The 16,386-nt window shown below is 64.9% G+C and carries 13 protein-coding genes and 1 pseudogene; 7 read left to right on the forward strand and 7 right to left on the reverse strand.

Annotated features, from left to right (window positions below):
* Positions 1 to 3: 3 nt before the first annotated feature.
* Positions 4 to 780 (forward strand): hypothetical protein, encoded by a 777-nt coding sequence (locus FQU96_RS30980; protein ID WP_146545254.1) that lies wholly within the window; start codon positions 4 to 6, stop codon positions 778 to 780.
* A 321-nt stretch (positions 781 to 1,101) separates the two neighbouring features.
* Entirely contained in the window at positions 1,102 to 1,845 is a 744-nt protein-coding gene (locus FQU96_RS30985; RefSeq protein ID WP_146545255.1) for a hypothetical protein, read from the forward strand.
* A 3-nt stretch (positions 1,846 to 1,848) separates the two neighbouring features.
* Here the strand turns inward: FQU96_RS30985 and FQU96_RS30990 are convergent, their stop codons facing one another.
* The gene (locus FQU96_RS30990; protein ID WP_146545256.1) at positions 1,849 to 2,073 is read right to left on the reverse strand and encodes a hypothetical protein; all 225 of its coding nucleotides are present in this window, start codon (positions 2,071 to 2,073) and stop codon (positions 1,849 to 1,851) included.
* Positions 2,074 to 2,153: 80 nt separating this feature from the next.
* Positions 2,154 to 2,313 (reverse strand): annotated as a pseudogene (locus FQU96_RS30995) (GlxA family transcriptional regulator); the annotation flags it as partial.
* 191 nt (positions 2,314 to 2,504) lie between these two features.
* Here FQU96_RS30995 and FQU96_RS31000 point away from each other — a divergent pair.
* The gene (locus FQU96_RS31000) at positions 2,505 to 2,759 is read left to right on the forward strand and encodes an antitoxin (protein WP_146545257.1); all 255 of its coding nucleotides are present in this window, start codon (positions 2,505 to 2,507) and stop codon (positions 2,757 to 2,759) included.
* A complete protein-coding gene (locus tag FQU96_RS31005) occupies positions 2,756 to 3,250 on the forward strand; it encodes a type II toxin-antitoxin system VapC family toxin (protein ID WP_146545258.1) in 495 nt (164 codons plus the stop codon). The genes FQU96_RS31000 and FQU96_RS31005 overlap by 4 nt, the downstream gene beginning before the upstream one ends.
* On the opposite strand, the gene FQU96_RS31010 is transcribed toward FQU96_RS31005, so the two are convergent.
* The 4 genes from FQU96_RS31010 to FQU96_RS31025 form a co-directional block, all read right to left on the reverse strand.
* Positions 3,229 to 3,948: a DUF1311 domain-containing protein gene (locus FQU96_RS31010; protein ID WP_146545259.1), complete on the reverse strand. Its 720-nt coding sequence runs from the start codon at positions 3,946 to 3,948 to the stop codon at positions 3,229 to 3,231. The two genes, FQU96_RS31005 and FQU96_RS31010, sit on opposite strands and share 22 nt — an antisense overlap.
* Before the next feature lie 68 nt (positions 3,949 to 4,016).
* Positions 4,017 to 4,961 carry a hypothetical protein gene (locus FQU96_RS31015; RefSeq protein ID WP_146545260.1) on the reverse strand — a complete coding sequence of 315 codons (945 nt, stop codon included), beginning with the start codon at positions 4,959 to 4,961 and terminating at the stop codon, positions 4,017 to 4,019.
* A gap of 280 nt (positions 4,962 to 5,241) precedes the next feature.
* Entirely contained in the window at positions 5,242 to 5,622 is a 381-nt protein-coding gene (locus tag FQU96_RS31020) for a hypothetical protein (RefSeq protein WP_146545261.1), read from the reverse strand.
* A gap of 139 nt (positions 5,623 to 5,761) precedes the next feature.
* Positions 5,762 to 6,553, reverse strand: a complete 792-nt coding sequence (locus FQU96_RS31025; RefSeq protein WP_146545262.1) for a hypothetical protein — start codon at positions 6,551 to 6,553, stop codon at positions 5,762 to 5,764.
* A gap of 272 nt (positions 6,554 to 6,825) precedes the next feature.
* Here FQU96_RS31025 and FQU96_RS31030 point away from each other — a divergent pair, with 272 nt between their 5' ends.
* The gene (locus FQU96_RS31030) at positions 6,826 to 7,266 is read left to right on the forward strand and encodes a hypothetical protein (RefSeq protein ID WP_146545263.1); all 441 of its coding nucleotides are present in this window, start codon (positions 6,826 to 6,828) and stop codon (positions 7,264 to 7,266) included.
* Positions 7,267 to 7,691: 425 nt separating this feature from the next.
* On the opposite strand, the gene typA is transcribed toward FQU96_RS31030, so the two are convergent.
* Positions 7,692 to 9,521 (reverse strand): translational GTPase TypA, encoded by a 1,830-nt coding sequence (gene typA / locus FQU96_RS31035; protein WP_146545264.1) that lies wholly within the window; start codon positions 9,519 to 9,521, stop codon positions 7,692 to 7,694.
* 474 nt (positions 9,522 to 9,995) lie between these two features.
* Here typA and gltB point away from each other — a divergent pair, with 474 nt between their 5' ends.
* Both gltB and FQU96_RS31045 read left to right on the forward strand, forming a co-directional pair.
* The gene (gltB, locus tag FQU96_RS31040) at positions 9,996 to 14,645 is read left to right on the forward strand and encodes a glutamate synthase large subunit (RefSeq protein ID WP_146545265.1); all 4,650 of its coding nucleotides are present in this window, start codon (positions 9,996 to 9,998) and stop codon (positions 14,643 to 14,645) included.
* A 182-nt stretch (positions 14,646 to 14,827) separates the two neighbouring features.
* Entirely contained in the window at positions 14,828 to 16,279 is a 1,452-nt protein-coding gene (locus FQU96_RS31045) for a glutamate synthase subunit beta (RefSeq protein ID WP_146545266.1), read from the forward strand.
* Positions 16,280 to 16,386 lie beyond the last annotated feature (107 nt).

The raw sequence follows: 16,386 nt of genomic DNA on the forward strand, positions 1-16,386 counted from the left end.
GCCGTGCCCCTGCCCTTCTTCGTCAATCTGTGGGCCTGCAATCCCTGGATCGCCGAGCCCGAACGCGATGCCGCCCAGTCACAGCACGCGCTGGCCCCCGACATGCCGCCGATCACGGACGTGGTCGCGCCGGCGCCACAGGCGCCGCCCGCCGAGCCCGAGGCCGAGTTCACGTACAGCACCGAGGACTGGTACCGCAGCCTCAGCGAGACCTGGCCCGCGAAGACGGCGGTCATTGCCGCCGACCAGCACGTCGGCGGATCCATGGCGCAGGACGTCGCGGCCTTCGTCGGCAAGGAAGGCAAGCTGCAATGCTTCGACTACGCGGCGTACCAGATGCACGTCGCCAACTTCCGGACCACGGGCCGGCCGTCGCGTGACGCGCGCAACTTCCAGGTCCTGATCGAGCACCGGCAGCCTGACGGCAGCCTGCTCGACGAGGTTCAGCTTCCCGAGACGATCGAGGCGGTGCAGTACCTCAAGGAGGTGCTGCAACAGGACATCCCGGTCCTGGTCGGCATCTGCCTCAAGTACTATTCGCCGCGTCCCAACAATGTGGAGTCGACGCCTTTCGTCGAACCGACCAACCACTACGTCGTCATCGTCGGCATGGACACGGCCGACCACGGCGAGCCCTACTTCGAATACTACGACTACCGCTTTCGTCCCGGCAGCCCGGGCGGGCAGCGGTGCCGCCTCTACCTGAAGTCCACCATGAAGGTCGAATCGCTTGATGGTGGCGTGGTGCTGGCGGAGGTGCGCCGCACGATGGCGCGCTAGGGCGCCATGCGGATGGATTGAACCCTGAAAACCCGCCGGATTTTTTGTCGTCCTGAGCGCAGCGAAGGACCCTGCGGTTGATCGTTCAAAGAACGCCGGCACGGATCATCACCAGAGCCGACAGCGTCGATGCCAGCACCGCAAGATCCTTCGCTGCGCTCAAGATGTCGGTGGCGGCCAATGCCTGATTGCACCGCCGCTGATCCCGCCAGCCGCTTCAGTCCCACTCAATTGTCACGTGAGGCCAAGCGCGAACACCCGGGATCACCGAGATTGGCGATCCGGTGCAACCGCACCGCCGAGCCTGTGAAGGAGAGATCGATGAGCGACCTGTTGGCCCCGCGTGTCGCGACCAAACCCGGCCAGGCACCGCTTTCCTGCGACAGCAAGGCCGCCGCCGTGGCCATTCTCCAAGCCAGCAAGACACTCGACGCCAACACGCGGATGTCGCTCACGCCCTACCTGGTGGACGGCATCATCCGCGCCGAGGCAAGGCGAATCGGCTGGCGGGAGTGGCTCGGCGAACAGATCCTGCCCACCGACATTCCCGCCGACATGCCCTTGGTGGGCCGCCTCGGTCCCTTGGCGCGCAAGCTGCACGGGTGGACCGGCGGACAGGGCCCGGGTCAACTCTATCTCCCGGCCTACCGCGATGTTGAGACGATGCTGAAGCCGGAGCTCGATCAGTTCTGCGTGCACATGGGCGTGACCTGCCGCGCCGGCCTGCACCGCGGATGCGGCGAGGTTCCCCTGATCCGCAAGGGCTATCCCGGCGACGTCATCGACCCGATCATGGCCGACTTCTTCATCGCCGCGTATCTGGCCCTCAAGGTCAAGGACGCGTTCAAGCCCGGCCGCATCGCCGACGATCAGCTGCAATTCGGCATCGGCCTCTACTTCGGCGCCCGCGGCGCGATCGCCAAGGCGCAAGATGCCATCAGTCCGCAGGACAAGGGCAAAAGCGTGCTGCGCTACCCACCCGTCAGGGCCTGGCTGCTGGCGTCAAGCGATGCGACGGACAGGGACGTGGCGGCCTACATCCAGGAGGTGTTCGGCCGCCGTTGAGAGTCAGTGTCCGGCGTCGCCGCGAGAGTGGCGGACAACGCGAAAGAGAGTCTCGGTCTCTTGCGCACCCTGACGTCCCCAGTAGACCCGCTGGGACTCGTCGTATCCTCGATGCCGATAGCGCCGCCGCATATGCTTCAAAAGGTAGTAGTGGGCTTCCGCCGCAGAATCGAACCGAGGCCCCAACAGGCCTTCGCCGCGATCGGCGGCTTCCTTGATCACGAACATGGAGCACCCTCGGAACACGACCCGCACAAGTCGCGCACTTGTATAGTATCACGACGGGCCGTCAATCCCCCGCTGAGCACTCAGGCTGCGGTTGTCGTGCGCGCATTGCGCCGGATGGTTTGAGGCGGTTTGCCCGAAGGCGCGCAGGAAGGCGCGGCGCATGCGCTCAGGGTCGGCGAATCTGGTTTCGGCGGCGACGACGTCGATCGGGTGTCGGCTCTCTTCCATCACCAACCGGGCTCGGCGCCGAAATCCTTCTCGACCATGCCCAGCACCAGATCGATACCCGCGCTCATGCCCGCGGACGTCCACACCGGGCTGACCGCTCGATCGTCATTTTGCTCCGGTACCCACGTCGTCAGGCCTCAGTATGGTCTTTCCCTGTCTCACAGACCAATGATATATATCATCGATATCTACCAGATGCGCACATGGCCGATATCGCTACCGCAAAACTCTTCAAGCACGGCCGCAGCCAAGCCGTGCGGCTGCCCAAGGAGTTCCGCCTTCCGGGCACGGAAGTGCGCGTACGGCGCGTCGGACGCGGCGTCCTGCTGGAGCCGATCGATTTCGACATTGACGCCTGGTTCGCCGCCCTCGAACGCTACCGGGACATCCCCTTCATGGAGGAAGGACGCGAACAGCCGTCACTGCCGGAAGATGACGATGTGTCGTTCGATCGATGATTTGCCTCGACACAAACGTCGTCATCGCCGTCCTGAGAGGACAGCCCGTGTCCGTCCTCGACCAGTTCAAACGCGAATTACCGCGCGGTGAGTTGGCTCTATCGGTTATCGCCCTATCCGAACTGAGATACGGCGTCGCGAATAATGCCAGGCGCGAAGAGAATGCCGAACGCCTCGAAGTCTTTCTTCACGCCCCGATCACCGTCCTGCCATTCGATACCGATGATGCCGAAGAAGCCGGCGAGATCCGGGCTGCGCTGAAGCAAGCCGGCGCCATGATCGGCGCCTATGACATCCTGATCGCAGCTCAGGCACGGCGTCGCTCGGCCTTGTTGGTGACGGCGAATGTCGGCGAGTTCAGCCGTGTGCCGGGACTGCGACTGGCGGACTGGTCTGCCAGCTGGACTTGGGAACAGCGAACCCGGCGCGACCGTGCGACTGCCCGTCCTGGGGCAGAGACTCGGGATCCTCAGGGCTTTTTCCTGAGATAGAGACCGGCGACCGAGCCGCCCGCGTCACCACAGAAGGGCCAGGGTTGTGGTTCGCCATCGGGCGAGACCTGCTCGACCGACAGCAATGGCCCCACGCGCTTCATCAGCAGCTTCCAGCCCGGCGGAACGTTGCTGGGGGTGAAGTCGATCAGACCATCGCGCGGGACTGTGGGCGTGATCCGCACCAGGCAGAGCCAGCGCCCGATGCCGGGATCCATGGTGCTGGCGTCGATGGCATAGGTGCCCTTGGCGAATTCACCCCGGCTGTGATGGTACCCGTCATCGTCGATGCTGACGTCGCCATAGACATTGCCCCAACGGCCGACCAACCCGGGCTGGTCCTGTTCGGACACCGCATTGAGGAACCGCTCGCGCGCGTCCAACAGGATCGCGAGCGCCTTGTGCCGCTCCCTCGCCGAACGGACCGCGGCGGGAATCGCATCGCGATGCGCCCAATACGCTCTCTGGTCGTTCCTGAGTGCCAGGGCGATATCGTCGGCGAGCCGCACGCGAAGCTCGGCGTAGCGCGCCGCGACCTGATCGTTGAGCGCGACAAGCTCCGGATCGGCACAGATGATCCTCTGGGCTTCGTTTGCAGGTTCTGCGCAACGGAACTCGCTGCCGGACTGGGCACGCGCGCCACTGACCACGATGCAGGCAAAAACCATGGCGCAGAGAGCTGTCCGTGAGATCGACATCCTGTTTCTCTTCCCAACGTGCGAGACCACAAAAATCGTCACAACCACAAGGTGGGTGGTCCACCACGTCAGGGCAGGTCGAAAGCCGTCAGTTCCGAGCGTGTGACGGAGAAATTGCGCAGGACGGCGAATCGCCGGGAACCCGGTGCGACGGCAATCTGCCGACCGACACGCCCGGACACCGTGACCGTGCGAAGATGGGTACCGTCGGCAAGGCGCCACAGCGAGATGCGGCTGTTTGAGTCGTCGAGCCAAACGGCAGCCAACGTCGCCTCATCCGGTGATATTACCAGTTGCACCCGCCTGGAACGCCACGCAGCAAAAGCCGGATCACCGGCGAGATCGGCGATCACCTGGGCGGGTCCACCGGCTCGCATGACCGACAGTTTGAAATTCTTTTTGTGCCATGTTGCCGTAACGGCGCCACTCCAGGTCGTCGCCATGACAATGTCATCGTCATGGTCGAGGTTGAGTTCGGCTGACGGGACGGCGCCATTCCATGGTGTGCCTTCGGGGACCTGCCAGGCGTGACGTTTTGTAAATCCCGTGAACAGGACACGGCCGTCGGCTGAGAAACGCAGCAGAGGCGAGATCGGGTCCGGGATCAAGCTCACCCGGGTGCCGTCCGCCACGCGTATCAGGTGGATCGGCTGGTTTGCCATGTAGTCGAGCACGATTGCAGCCCAGTCACCCTGCGGTGATACCGCCAGGCGGTGTGCCGGTGCGGGCAGGTCGAGTATCCGCCGCGCGATCTCGCGTTGCTGCGCGAGAGAGTAGACGTTGAGGCTGTATTTGACATCGAGAGACACCGACCGATTGCTGACGACGAGCACCGTATCGCCATCGGCGGCAACGGCGAGGGACGTATCGAGGCCGGGGAAAACGTTCACGAGCGGAATGGTGGCAGTGCAGCCGGTGGCCTTGCAGTCACTGCCGGAACCCGAACCGGTACCGAATGAAAAGAAGATCGCCCCCACGATGGCCGCGACAATCAAAGATGCCGCAATCGCCATCACGACCATCCGGCGCCGCGGCCGGGTCGTCGTTCCACTCTCCGATTCCATCAGTTACCCGCAACATGATTGATCGCCGCATGATTCTTTGATGGCGAAGGATTCGTGTGTCAAGTGGCGGCAGGTTCCGTGGACGTCGTCGCTGGTTGGAGCCGAGGCTTGCCGATGACGCGGCTGCGCAGGATCCATTCATTGCCGGAACAAAGGCGACAGGAACGCCATGGCCGTGTGATGTAGCGTGGATCGTTTGCCGTCGCGCTGGACAGGTTACCGGACCGATCTATCGCTTGATGGCACGGGAGACGATGAGCATCGTGCGATCGTCCGGCCCGGGATCCCTGCCGCAGCGCGGATAGCTGCCGCCGATTGCGTGCACGGACAGGACCCGTTCGGTCGCGCCCTCCTTCGCGCCCCGGAAGCGGCTCCCGTCGCTATCCGTCTCGGGCTTGCCGAGGCGGCCCTCGTAGAACGCCGTCACCACCTGCGGCGGGTCGCTTGAGGTGTATGCTGTCCAGTCGATCTCGCCGGTGCTGCCGTGGACCCGCTGGTGGCACAGCTCCCGGCTCCCCGGGTATGCGGGAAACGCCTGCCAGCCCTGGGCCAGCGCAATGGCGCAGAAGCCCGGCGTGAGGACGGCGGCGACGATCGAAATCCTGCGCATGATACATCCGGCATCGAGAGGCGGCGCACCGCCGCTCACCCTGCTGGTGACAGCAAACACCAGCGGACTCACGATGACGACGGATCAGGGCGGAAGCAAGACGTTGCGCCGACCCGCGCGTGCCCTTTTCCGAGCACATTCAATTCAGCCTAAGCAGCCGACCGATGGCATCGAACAGTTTCAGATGAGCAAGAATAGCGAGCTTCGCGCCTTCCGGATTGTTGTAGAGACGATAATAGGCAAAGCCTGGCACAAGCGGGTCTGTCCCGGATGCGCTATAGGTGAATTTGTTATCGTGGATGTGTGCTATCTCTGTCTCGAGAGGCAGCTGAAAATCCCAGGTCAACCTTACACCTGGATCTACTCGATGATGGATAGTTAGAGAGGAACTCAGGGGTTTTTGCCAAACTTTCCCCTTACGCTCGTAGCCGAGCTTCGCTGCGTATTCTCCAAGCCAGTTCCCGATATCCTGCTTCTTCCCTGTCCAACCTCGCGCATCAATACCGAACCGGACAATTTCCGCTTCCTTGGAACGGGTCAGTTCCTGCTGAACTGCCGAACGGAAATCACTTTCTTGCCGGAACTTCCTTGTGAATCGATCGAGGCAAGGATCCAGATTATATCCTTGTCCCGGCCCCTGAAGCTCTTTGAACCTGGGGTTGGAAGCCAACGAATCCAGAAACTCTGAACGATAAGACGTGTCGCCCGCGAAGCTGCGGTAGTCACCGTGCACGCGTCCGGCTGCACCGAAATACTCCCGGGCAATCTCATCCCAGTACCTTGCTAGATTCGCTGCATCGCGGTCATTGCCACACTCCGCGGCAACGATACCCTGATAGGTTGATGGCAACAAAAAACCATCATTGACCAATGCCCTCTGAACCGCATGGCGGCCGGGCCAAAATGCCAAAGCTTCCAGCAACGGTTTCATCGTTCAATGCACGGGCTATCAGTGTTCATACCGTATCGCACGAAAGGCATTCCTGTCAGCGTAGGTCACACCCGACCGAAAGCAAAGTGGACTCGGCCGTACACCTGCAGCGATGGCAGTTCCTCGGCAAGCACGCGCTGACAGAGCACCGTATTTGGCGGAGTTGGTGGCAAGCTCGTGCTGTGATATTGCTGGTCACAGTTGCAATAGCTGTGTTCCCGTACACTCAGAGATGCAACACTTGGAATGGCACTGCCCTGGGGAGGAAACAGATGCCGTTCACGGGACGCCTTCGCATCTTGAACAACAAGGACCACAAAGCGCGAGCTGAGTTTCTCCAAGAGTACGGCGCAGGCATGGGAATCGCCGGAACCAATCTGGCAGAACTGAATGCTTGGATCGGTACGGAAGTGCCGGAGAGAAACGAGCAGACGAGCGTGGCAATACCGCTGCTCGCCTATGCGCGAGCGATGGTTCTCGTTCTAAGGGCACACGCAGGCACTGGCTTGGCCGCGAGAGACGAGGTTGCGTACTGCTGGGTGGAGGTCCTGCGCATCTATACGCAATCGGAGCACGATCCTTTCGTCATGCAGGAGATCTACGACGAACTGATCGCGTGCGCCGTCCCGGTCGCCGGCGATCTGGATGGGTGCAAGGCCGCGAAAGGGTCGGAGATCTCGCTTTCTCACCCCACACTCACGGCGTGCGAATGACCCCCTGATCCGAGCCATGATCGAGGCGAAGCGCGCGGCTGCCGCTTCAGATGCTCAGATCCGCGCGCGGTCGTCAGAAATGTTTATTTTCGTTCCGATTGTTTTTCGAGCGAGAAAATATATATCCCTCGCAGCCGTCACTGCCATCACCCAGGCGCCACGCGGTGCTGCCGTTCAAACAGCGCCACACACGCCCCTTGAGAGAGGTGCCCGCCATGAGCGCACGACTTTCTGGCCGTAACTGGCCGCTTTCTGCCGCCTGCTGGCCGCGTTGAGCGGCCTCGTCCAAGGCCCTGGAACCAGACGCAATCCGGACTTTCTGGCCGTATCTGCCGTTTCTGCCGGGCCTGAACCGACGCCCTGACTCGGGGCACTTTCCGCAATTTCCGCAGGCGGTTTTGACAACCGCCCGCGGGACGCCGCCCCTACTCGCCCGAGGCGGCGGCCATCTTCTTGGCGCGCTTGCGATCCTCGGGGTTGAGGTGGCGCTTGCGGATGCGGATCGACTTGGGCGTCACCTCGACCAGCTCGTCCTCCTCGATGTAGGCGATGGCCTGCTCCAGCGACATGCGCCGCGGCGGCGTCAGCCGGATCGCCTCGTCCTTCGAGGTGGTGCGGATGTTGGTGAGCTGCTTTTCCTTCAGCGGGTTCACGTCGAGATCGCTGTCGCGCGTGTGCTCGCCGATGATCATGCCCTGGTAGACCTGCACGCCGGGGTCGATGAACATCGGCCCGCGGTCCTCCAGGTACCACAGTGCGTAGGTCACCGAGACGCCGGCATCGGTGGCGATCAGCACGCCGTTGCGTCGCCCGGCAATCGGTCCCCGGTAGGCGCCATAGGAGTGGAAGATGCGGTTCATCACGCCGGTGCCGCGCGTGTCGGTCAGGAACTCGCCGTGATAGCCGATCAGGCCGCGCGAAGGCGACAGGAAGGTGAGCCGCGTCTTGCCGCCACCCGAGGGGCGCATATCCTTCAGCTCGGCCTTGCGCAGGCTCAGCTTCTCGATCACGACGCCGGAATAGGCCTCGTCGACGTCGACGACGACTTCCTCGATCGGCTCCTGGCGCTGGCCGGTCTGCTGGTCGGTGCGGAACAGCACGCGCGGGCGGCCCACCGCCAGCTCGAAGCCCTCACGGCGCATGGTCTCGATCAGCACGCCCAGCTGCAACTCGCCACGGCCGGCGACCTCGAAGGCGTCGGCGTTCTCGGTGTCGCGCACGCGGATGGCGACGTTGCCGTCGCCCTCGCGCATCAGCCGGGTGCGGATCATGCGGCTGGTGACCTTGTCGCCCTCGCGGCCGGCAATCGGCGAGTCGTTCACCTGGAACGTCATCGCCAGGGTCGGCGGATCGATCGGCTGCGACGGCAGCGCCCACTGCACGCCCACGTCGCAGATCGTGTCGGCCACGGTCGCGGTCTTGAAGCCGGCGACGGCCACGATGTCGCCCGCCTCGGCGACCTCGACGCCCTGGCGCTCCAGGCCGCGGAAGGCCAGCAGCTTGGTGATGCGCGTCTGCTCGATCAGCTGGCCGTCGCGCGAGATCGCCTTGACGGTGGAATTGGCCTTCACCGAACCCGACTGGATGCGCCCGGTCAGCACGCGGCCCAGGAACGAGTCGTACTCCAGGGTGGTCACCAGCATGCGGAACGGCTCGTCCGGCTGCACCACCGGCGGCGGCACGTGGCGCAGCACCAGGTCGAACAGCGGCGACAGGTCCTTGCGCTCGGCTTCCAGCGAGTCGGCAGCCCAGCCCTGCTTGGCCGAGGCGAACAGGGTCGGGAAGTCGAGCTGCTCGTCGTTGGCTTCCAGCGCCGCGAACAGGTCGAAGATCTCGTCATGCACCTGGTGCGCACGCGCGTCGGGCCGGTCGACCTTGTTGATCAGCACGATCGGCCGCAGGCCCAGGCGCAACGCCTTGCCGACCACGAACTTGGTCTGCGGCAGCGGCCCTTCGGCGGCATCGACCAGCACCACCACGCCGTCGACCATCGACAGGATGCGCTCGACCTCGCCGCCGAAATCGGCGTGGCCCGGGGTGTCGACGATGTTGATGCGCACGTCCTTCCACACGACGGAGGTGCACTTGGCCAGGATGGTGATGCCGCGCTCGCGCTCCAGGTCGTTGGAGTCCATGGCGCGCTCGGCCACCTGCTGGTTCTGGCGGAACGTGCCGCTCTGCTGCAGCAGTTTGTCGACCAGGGTCGTCTTGCCGTGGTCGACGTGGGCAATGATGGCGATGTTACGGATGTCCATGGGGCGGCCAGATGAGGGGATTGGCCGTGCTTATACGGGTCATATTGCACCGCAGCAAGACTGGAGTACCTTCCCCTGCCTGTGGGGGAAGGTGGCGCGCAGCGCCGGATGGGGGATGGCGTAGCGGAATCGACGTCGGACGGGCACACTTTTCGGTATCAAACAGCCCCCATCCGCCGCAGGTACTTCGACGCAAAGCGTCGAAATACCGAAACGGGCACCTCCCCCCGCAAGCGGGGGAAGGTAAGCGTCATGTCCCGTTTAGTACCATTCCGGACGCATCCGAGACATTAAATGTCGCACTTCTGTAACCAATCGTCAGACAATTGCCGGATGTTAATAAAATGTGGCAGCATCGCTGACGAATCGACTCGCATCTCCCGTTGCTTTGCGGCATACAGCTTGCGTGTCTCCGCGGCAGGGTACCGCGTGCGGACATTACAGCACTGCGGTCAGCGTTGAAGGAAGCTCGCCATGGCTCTGCCACCGGCACAGGGTCTTTATGACCCGAGAAACGAACACGATGCATGCGGCGTAGGTTTCGTGGCCAATATCAAAGGCACGAAAACCCATGACATCGTTCGTCAGGGCCTCCAGATCCTGGTGAACCTCGACCACCGCGGCGCCGTCGGCGCCGATCCGCTGGTCGGCGACGGTGCCGGCTGCATGATCCAGATGCCGGACAAGCTGCTGCGCGACTGGGCGCGGCGCGCCGGCGTCGATCTGCCGCCGCTGGGCCACTATGCCGTGGCGATGTGCTTCATGCCGCAGGACGAGAAGGCGCGCGCCTTTGCCGTCAAGCAGTTCGAGCACTTCATCAAGGTCGAGGGCCAGACCTTGATCGGCTGGCGCGACGTGCCGACCGACACCACGGGCCTGGGCGCCCGCGTGATCGAGACGATGCCGGTGATCAAGCAGGCCATCGTCGGCCGCGGCAAGGGCATCAAGGATCAGGACGCCCACGAGCGCAAGATCCTGTCGATCCGCAAGCAGACCCAGAATCCGCTGGCGGTGCTGGAGAAGAAGAAGAAGCTGCCCGGCCTGTCGCAGCTCTACATGCCGTCGTTCTCGACGCGCACGGTGGTCTACAAGGGCCTGCTGCTGGCGCACCAGGTCGAGAGCTTCTACGAGGACCTGCGCAACCCGCTCACCGAGTCGGCGCTGGCGCTGGTGCATCAACGCTTCTCGACCAACACCTTCCCGTCGTGGAAGCTGGCGCACCCCTATCGCTTCATCGCCCACAACGGCGAAATCAACACGGTGCGCGGCAACGTCAACTGGATGTATGCGCGCCGCCGCACCATGGAGTCGGACCTGCTGGGGGCCGACCTCGACAAGATGTGGCCGCTGATCCCGCACGGGCAAAGCGACACGGCCTGCGTCGACAACGCGCTCGAGCTGCTGGTGGCCGGCGGCTACCCGCTGGCGCACGCCATGATGATGCTGATCCCCGAAGCGTGGGCCGGCAACCCGCTGATGGATGCCAAGCGCAAGGCGTTCTACGAGTACCACGCCGCCCTGATGGAGCCGTGGGACGGCCCGGCCTCGATCGCCTTCACCGACGGCCGCCAGATCGGCGCGACGCTCGACCGCAACGGCCTGCGGCCGGCGCGTTTCATCGTCACCGACGATGACATGGTGATCATGGCCTCGGAATCGGGCGTGCTGCCGATTCCCGACGACAAGATCGTGCGCAAGTGGCGCCTGCAGCCCGGCAAGATGCTGCTGATCGACCTCGAGGAAGGCCGCATCATCGACGACGAGGAGCTCAAGCGCACCCTGGCCGAGGCCGAGCCCTACGAGGAGTGGCTGCGCGACACGCAATACAAGCTCGAAGAGCTGGGCGAGCTGCCCGACCAGGTGGCGCCGGCGCCGAGCAACGATCCCGCCACCCTGCTCGATCGCCAGCAGGCCTTCGGCTACACGCAGGAAGACATCCAGTTCTTCCTCGAGCCGATGGCCAAGGACGGCGACGATCCGGTCGGCTCGATGGGCACCGACACGCCGATTGCCGTGCTCTCGCGCAAGCCGAAGCTGCTCTACAACTACTTCAAGCAGAACTTCGCGCAGGTCACCAACCCGCCGATCGATCCGATCCGCGAGGAACTGGTGATGTCGCTGGTGTCGATGATCGGCCCGCGGCCCAACCTGCTGGGCCACCAGGCCGGCACGCACAAGCGGCTGGAAGTCTCGCAACCGGTGCTCACCAACACCGACCTCGAGAAGATCCGCTCGATCTCCGAGCTGCTCGACGGCGCCTTCCGCACCGCCACCATCGACTGCACCTGGCCAGCGGCCGAAGGCGCCGAGGGCCTGGAAGAGGCACTCGACCGCATCTGCCGCGAGGCGACTGATTCGGTGCTGGCCGACAACACCATCCTGATCCTGTCGGATCGCGCGGTGTCGGCCGACAACATCCCGATCCCGGCGCTGCTGGCGACCGCGGCCGTGCATCATCACCTGATCCGCCAGGGCCTGCGCATGCAGACCGGCCTGGTGATCGAGACCGGCGAGGCGCGCGAGGTGCATCACTTCTGCGCACTCGCAGGCTACGGCGCCGAGGCGGTGAACCCCTACCTCGCATTCGAGACCCTGGAGCAGATCCGGGTGCAGAACGGCCTGCCGCTGAAGGCCTACGAGGTTCAGAAGAACTTCATCAAGGCGGTCGGCAAGGGCGTGCTGAAGGTGATGTCCAAGATGGGCATCTCGACCTACCAGTCATACTGCGGCGCCCAGATCTTCGATGCCGTGGGCCTGGCCAGCGGCTTCGTCGAGAAGTACTTCACCGGCACCGCGACCACCATCGAGGGCGCCGGCCTGCAGGCGATCGCCGAGGAAAGCGTGCGCCGGCATCGCGCCGCCTACGGCGATGCGCCGATCTACCGCAAGATGCTCGACGTGGGCGGCGACTATGCCTTCCGCCTGCGCGGCGAGGATCACGCCTGGTCGCCCGAGTCGGTGGCCAAGCTGCAGCATGCCGTGCGCGGCAACCTGCCGGACGAATACAAGGCATTCGCCAAGACCATCAACGAGCAGAACGAACGGCTGCTAACCATCCGCGGCCTGATGGAGTTCAAGTTCGCCGAGACGCCGGTGCCGCTCGACGAGGTCGAACCGGCAGCCGACATCGTCAAGCGCTTCGCCACCGGCGCCATGAGCTTCGGCTCGATCAGCCGCGAGGCGCACACGACCTTGGCCATCGCGATGAACCGCATCGGCGGCAAGTCGAACACCGGCGAGGGTGGCGAGGAAGCCGACCGCTTCAAGCCGCTGCCCAATGGCGACTCCATGCGCTCGGCGATCAAGCAGGTCGCCTCGGGACGCTTTGGCGTCACCACCGAGTACCTGGTCAATGCCGATGACCTGCAGATCAAGATGGCGCAGGGCGCCAAGCCCGGCGAAGGCGGCCAGCTGCCCGGCAAGAAGGTCGACAAGAACATCGCGCGCGTGCGCTACTCGACGCCGGGTGTCGGCCTGATCTCGCCGCCGCCGCACCACGACATCTATTCGATCGAGGATCTGGCGCAGCTGATCCACGATCTGAAGAACGCCAACCCGGTGGCGCGCATCTCGGTGAAGCTGGTGTCCGAGGTCGGCGTCGGCACGGTGGCCGCCGGCGTCAGCAAGGCGCGCGCCGATCACGTCACCATCGCCGGCTTCGAGGGCGGCACGGGCGCCAGCCCGCTGACGTCGCTCACGCACGCCGGCTCGCCGTGGGAAATCGGTCTCGCCGAAACCCAGCAGACCTTGGTGCTCAACGGCCTGCGCGGCCGCATCGCGGTGCAGGTCGACGGCGGCCTGCGCACGGGCCGCGACGTCGCCATCGGTGCCCTGCTGGGCGCCGATGAGTTCGGCTTCGCCACCGCGCCGCTGATCGCCGCCGGCTGCATCATGATGCGCAAGTGCCACCTCAACACCTGTCCCGTGGGCATCGCCACGCAGGACCCGGTGCTGCGCAAGCGCTTCACCGGCGCACCCGAGCACGTGATCAACTACTTCTTCTTCGTGGCCGAGGAACTGCGTGCACTCATGGCGCAGCTCGGCTTCCGCACGCTCAACGAGATGATCGGCCGCGTCGACAAGCTCGACATGCGCCGCGCCATCGACCACTGGAAGGCCTCGGGCGTCGATCTCTCGAAGCTGCTGTACCAGGTGCCGGCCAAGCCGGGCGTGGCGATCTGGAACAGCGAAAGCCAGAACCACGGGCTGGAGAAGGCGCTCGATCACGAGCTGATCGCCGCGGCCCAACCGGCGCTCGATCGGGGCGAGCCGGTGCGCATCGAGAGCACCGTGCGCAACGTCAACCGCACCGTGGGCGCCATGCTCTCGGGCGAGGTGGCCAAGCGCCACGGCCATGCCGGCCTGCCGGAGGACACCATCGCCGTGCGGCTGACCGGCACCGCCGGCCAGAGCTTCGGCGCCTTCCTGGCGCGCGGCGTATCGCTGGAGCTGGTGGGCGACGGCAACGACTATGTCGGCAAGGGCCTGTCGGGCGGCCGCGTGGTCGTGAAGCAGCCGGATGCCAGCGATCGCGACCCGACGAAGAACATCATCGTCGGCAACACGGTGCTCTACGGCGCCATCGCCGGCGAGGCGTATTTCTCCGGCGTCGCCGGCGAGCGCTTCGCGGTGCGCAACTCCGGCACCATCGCCGTGGTCGAGGGCACCGGCGATCACGGCTGCGAATACATGACGGGCGGCGTCGTCTGCGTGCTGGGCGACACCGGCCGCAACTTCGCCGCCGGCATGTCGGGCGGCGTCGCCTATGTCTACGACGCGGGCGGCCAGTTCGACTCCTTGTGTAACAAGGCGATGGTCGAGCTCGGCCCGATCGCGCCGACCGACGACGACGCGGCGGCCGACGACAACGACCGGCCGCGCCAGCGCTCGCTCAGCGTCGACAACAACGGCATGGGCGACCTGCTGCGCTTCGACGCCGAACGCATCCGCGTGCTGGTCGAGAAGCACCTGCTCTACACCGGCAGCGCCCGCGCCCGCGCCATCCTCGACGACTGGGACAACGCGGTGAAGCGCTTCATCAAGGTCATGCCCGTCGACTACAAACGGGCGCTGATCGAACTCAAAGCCGAGCGCGACGCCACCCGCGCCGTGGCAGCGGAATGATGTCTGCGCCAGCACGCCATACCTTCCCCCGCTCGCGGGGGAAGGTGCCCGAAGGGCGGATGGGGGTGGCCTCCACACATCACGTCTGCCGGGGGGCACCCCCATCCGGCGCTACGCGCCACCTTCCCCCGCAGGCGGGGGAAGGTACATCGCCCTAGCCTTCTGGAAGCGGAGTAAGTCCCATGGGAAAGCCGACGGGCTTCCTTGAGATCGAGCGGCGCGAGCGCCCCTACGACAAGGTCGAGACGCGGATCAAGTCGTGGAAAGAATTCGTGCGGCCGCTGCCCGCCGCCGAGGTGCGTCAGCAGGGCGCCCGCTGCATGGATTGCGGCATCCCGTTCTGTCACAACGGCTGTCCGGTCAACAACATGATCCCGGACTGGAACAACCTGGTCTACCGCGACCAGTGGCAGGATGCGCTCGAGGCGCTGCACTCGACCAACAACTTCCCGGAGTTCACCGGCCGCATCTGCCCGGCGCCGTGCGAAGCGGCCTGCGTGCTGAACATCGACGACAACCCGGTGACCATCAAGACCATCGAGTGCGCCATTGTCGATCGCGGCTGGGAAGAAGGCTGGATCACCCCGCAGGTCGCTGCGCGCAAGACAGGCAAGCGCATCGCGGTGGTGGGCTCGGGTCCGGCCGGCATGGCCTGCGCCCAGCAGCTGGCGCGCGCCGGACATTCGGTGACCCTGTTCGAGAAGGCCGACCGCATCGGTGGCCTGCTGCGCTACGGCATCCCCGACTTCAAGATGGAGAAGCACTTCATCGACCGCCGCGTACGGCAGATGGAAGGTGAAGGCGTCGAGTTCCGCACCGGCGTCGAGGTCGGCACCACGATCTCGGTGAAGTCGCTGCTGGAGGGCTACGACGCGGTGGCGCTCACCGGCGGTGCCGAGGCACCGCGCGATCTCGAGGTGCCGGGCCGCGAGCTTCAGGGCATCCATTTCGCGATGGACTTCCTGACGCAGCAGAACAAGCGCGTTGCTGGTGACGAGGAGTCACGCGCCGCCCCCAAGGGCACGCTGTCGGCCAAGGGCAAGCATGTGATCGTGATCGGCGGTGGCGACACCGGCTCCGACTGCATCGGCACGTCGACCCGCCAGGGCGCCGCCTCGATCACCCAGCTCGAGATCCTGCCGCGGCCGCCGGACAAGGAAGACAAGGGCCTGACCTGGCCTGACTGGCCGCTGAAGATGCGCACGTCGTCCTCGCAGGAGGAAGGCACCGAGCGCGACTTCGCCGTGCTGACCAAGCGCGCCGTCGGGTCCAACGGCAAGATCGAGGCGCTGGAGTGCGTGCGTGTCGAGTGGGTCAAGGACGCCGCCGGCCGCATGGGCATGAAGGAAGTCGAGGGCAGCGCCTTCCAGCTCAAGGCCGACCTGGTGCTGCTGGCGATGGGCTTCGTGGGCCCGATGCGCAAGGGCATGATCGAGCAGGCGCAGGTCGAGCTCGACCCGCGCGGCAACGTGAAGGCCAACGTCACCGACTACCAGACCTCGGTGCCCAAGCTGTTCGCCGCCGGCGACATGCGCCGCGGCCAGTCGCTGGTGGTGTGGGCGATCCGCGAGGGACGCCAGTGCGCCCGCGCCATCGACGAGTCCTTGATGGGAACGACGGACCTGCCGCGTTAACGCTGTTATTCCGAGCGCCACCCCGTCATCCCGAGCGCAGCGAGGGATCTTTCCGAGACGACGCACAGTGCGTCATTCGCAAAAGATCCCTCGCTACGCTCGGGATG

The organism is Reyranella sp. CPCC 100927, from assembly GCF_007859315.1.
In the GTDB taxonomy this organism is placed as follows: Bacteria; Pseudomonadota; Alphaproteobacteria; order Reyranellales; family Reyranellaceae; genus Vineibacter.

What these genes read in the sequence shown, in the direction of transcription:
- FQU96_RS30990 (WP_146545256.1), bottom strand. Translation starts at nt 2,073, where the DNA reads ATGTTCGTGATCAAGGAAGCCGCCGATCGCGGCGAAGGCCTGTTGGGG.
- FQU96_RS31045 (WP_146545266.1), top strand. Translation starts at nt 14,828, where the DNA reads ATGGGAAAGCCGACGGGCTTCCTTGAGATCGAGCGGCGCGAGCGCCCC.
- FQU96_RS31030 (WP_146545263.1), top strand. Translation starts at nt 6,826, where the DNA reads ATGCCGTTCACGGGACGCCTTCGCATCTTGAACAACAAGGACCACAAA.
- FQU96_RS31025 (WP_146545262.1), bottom strand. Translation starts at nt 6,553, where the DNA reads ATGAAACCGTTGCTGGAAGCTTTGGCATTTTGGCCCGGCCGCCATGCG.
- FQU96_RS31000 (WP_146545257.1), top strand. Translation starts at nt 2,505, where the DNA reads ATGGCCGATATCGCTACCGCAAAACTCTTCAAGCACGGCCGCAGCCAA.
- FQU96_RS31005 (WP_146545258.1), top strand. Translation starts at nt 2,756, where the DNA reads ATGATTTGCCTCGACACAAACGTCGTCATCGCCGTCCTGAGAGGACAG.
- FQU96_RS31015 (WP_146545260.1), bottom strand. Translation starts at nt 4,961, where the DNA reads ATGGCGATTGCGGCATCTTTGATTGTCGCGGCCATCGTGGGGGCGATC.
- typA (WP_146545264.1), bottom strand. Translation starts at nt 9,521, where the DNA reads ATGGACATCCGTAACATCGCCATCATTGCCCACGTCGACCACGGCAAG.
- gltB (WP_146545265.1), top strand. Translation starts at nt 9,996, where the DNA reads ATGGCTCTGCCACCGGCACAGGGTCTTTATGACCCGAGAAACGAACAC.
- FQU96_RS31020 (WP_146545261.1), bottom strand. Translation starts at nt 5,622, where the DNA reads ATGCGCAGGATTTCGATCGTCGCCGCCGTCCTCACGCCGGGCTTCTGC.
- FQU96_RS31010 (WP_146545259.1), bottom strand. Translation starts at nt 3,948, where the DNA reads ATGTCGATCTCACGGACAGCTCTCTGCGCCATGGTTTTTGCCTGCATC.
- FQU96_RS30985 (WP_146545255.1), top strand. Translation starts at nt 1,102, where the DNA reads ATGAGCGACCTGTTGGCCCCGCGTGTCGCGACCAAACCCGGCCAGGCA.